Origin of the sequence: Odoribacter sp. N54.MGS-14 (assembly GCF_000980295.1) — a bacterium.
Taxonomy (GTDB): domain Bacteria; phylum Bacteroidota; class Bacteroidia; order Bacteroidales; family Marinifilaceae; genus Odoribacter; species Odoribacter splanchnicus.
Genome location: NZ_LARL01000130.1, coordinates 1 through 2,659, shown reverse-complemented (window position 1 = coordinate 2,659; position 2,659 = coordinate 1). Strand labels below are relative to the sequence as shown.

The following is a 2,659-nucleotide window of genomic DNA, read 5'->3' as shown; positions in this document are numbered from 1 at the left end:
ATCTCGGCACCGCTACCGTAGCCATACCATTTGTCGGTAATAAACCGATAAGTCGTCATCGCCTGATAAGGATTAAAATTCTGCCCTCCGGTCACCCCATAGGAAGCCCGGAGCCGAAGTAAACTGACCCATTCCAGCTTTTTGAGAAATACTTCATTATGCAAGTTATATCCGACGCCGGCCGACCAGAAAACAGCCCAGCGTTTGTCGGCTCCGAACCTGGAAGAAGCATCTGCTCTAACCGAAAAGTCGGCGAAATAGCGATTGTCATATGTATAATTCAAATTCCCGAAAAATCCGGCCATTCGGCTCAACTCACTGTTACCGGTCGGTTTCTTTTCAGGATGATAGTCCAATCCGAACCCGGGATCATTCAACTCATCCGCAGGAAAACCCAACACACTATATCCATGCGAACGCAAATCCGTAGAAGAAACGTTATACCCACCGTTAAAAGTAACGTAGTTCTTCTTTACCATTTTGGTATAAGATACACCCAATACAGCTTCATATCCGATGCTTTTAGAGTTCACAACATCGTAAGTTCCCCGCCGGGCCATATCTTTCTCCCGTTTAAAATCCGTATGAAAGGGAGATTTAAATACCTCTTCTTCCTCATTCCTCACAGACACAGAAGCAGAAGCTTTTATCCTTAATGCGTCTGTTACCCACCAATCGATACTGAAATGATCGGTCAGAAGATTATAAACCGACTGATCTTTATTATTCAAAGTAGTATTCCACAAGGGATTATACACATCCACCCCCGGATCGTCCATGATATAAACATATTGTCCCTGATCGTCGCGATAGCGGTAATACGGATTCAATCGGGTATAGGAACTGAAGCTCCCATAAGGTGAATTGAAAGCTTTCACATAATCATACGCCAACTGGTTCCGGAAGGTGAACTGTTTCAACCGGTATTGTAAATCCACATCGATGGCATAACGGTCACGTCCGGATTTTTTCATTACCCCATCCGAAGGGTTCATATTCAGGTGAAAAGCATAGCGAAAAGCTTCGTTTCCTCCATCCAATGTCAGGGAATGCTGATGGGATATTGCATTCTGCAATGGCTGTGACAGCCAGTCAGTATCGTAACCTTGCTGAATATTCTTCAACCGCCGGTTATAAGCCTCATCGAAATATCCAAAATATCCTGCTGCCACCTCCAGGTCCAGTTTTTCGCGGGCATTCAGTAAATCATAATCTGATAAATCAGGTGTCGTCAGGCTCAGATTCAGTGCATAAGCCACATTGATCTTTCCGGGTTCAGGTGCCCGGGTCTCGATCACGACAACACCGTTCGAAGCCCGGGAACCATAAATGGCGGTAGCCGAAGCATCTTTCAGGATCGTCAGAGTTGCGATCCGTCCCGGATCGAGGTCGAACACTTTTTCCACGCTCATCTCAAATCCATCCACGATAAACACCGGCATATTCGGATCCCCCTCATACTCACTTCTGACATCGGGAATACTGGAAGCCCCCCGCAATTCAAACTTAGGCATTACATTGGGGTTAGAACCCGCCTGATTGTTATTCACTAACTTAAAGGAAGGATCCATCGAGGTGATGACCGAGAAAACATTCGTACTACTGATTTTTGCAATCTGATCTTGAGTGATCTGAGTAGCAGAACCTGTATAAGTTTTCTTGTTGGCACTATAATAACCGGTAACGACGACATCGCTCATCATCTCTACCTCATTCTTCATCACAATCTCCAAAAACGGCTGATTTTTATAAGCGATCTCCTGCTGCTGCATGCCCACGAACGACACCACTAAGATCAACGGATCGGTAACGGGAATTTCAAATTTGAAGTTTCCATTCACATCGGTAGCCACGCCAAAGGAGGTGCCTTTCAATTTGATTGTAGCTCCTGGTAAGGCTTGTCCTGCCTCATCTTTCACAATTCCCTGTACAACAATCTTAACTACCTGTTCTTGCTGGAGGTCTGATACAGAACGAATGACCACAAAATCCCGATCGATATCAAAGCGTACTTCCTGCCCGTCAAATATCTTTTTCAATGCTTCTTCAACAGAAACCGATTTCAATTCCACGCTTATTTTTTTATAAACATCGATGGCCGAATTATTATAAAAGAAATTCAAACAAGTCTGATCGGTAATTCGTTGCAATACCTGTTCGATAGTCGAATTTTCCATTTTCAAATCAATCGCGACATGCTGGGAATGAACTTTTGCCGAGACCTGCAACATGCCCAGCAAAACGAGTAATACTGTCCATTTCATTACAAATACCTTTTTTTTCAGCCATCCGTCTCCGAATAACCAGATACAACCTTTTTTTTTCATAACTTTGTCTTTTAGATTTACAATGTTCTTGTTTCATCGCTTACCGAAACAAGAATGAATGTGTGTAACCGGGAGAGTTGTGGGACTTTCCCGGTTATTTATTTTGCCAAAACAACAAAATCTTACCCTCACGCCTGTACTGCACCCGACTCGTCACTTCGATCATGTCCAGCAAATCTTCCAATGGTCTGAATTTCAGGATAGCTCCCGTAAAACACACTTTCCCGATTTCGTTATCAGCAAACTGTATTTCAACATCATACCAACGGGCAATCTGTTTACATATTTCGCCCAGAGGTGCATTTATAAATACAAATTTCCCATCTTTCCAG

The 2,659-nt window shown here is 43.6% G+C and carries 2 protein-coding genes; both read right to left on the bottom strand.

Annotated elements, in window-relative coordinates; all coding sequences use genetic code 11:
- The coding region (locus tag WS42_RS14470) for a SusC/RagA family TonB-linked outer membrane protein (protein WP_286728728.1) at positions 1 to 2,327 on the bottom strand (2,327 nt) is incomplete at its 3' end.
- 94 nt (positions 2,328 to 2,421) lie between these two features.
- On the bottom strand, positions 2,422 to 2,659 hold a 238-nt coding region (locus tag WS42_RS14465; RefSeq protein ID WP_046451339.1), incomplete at its 5' end, for a FecR domain-containing protein.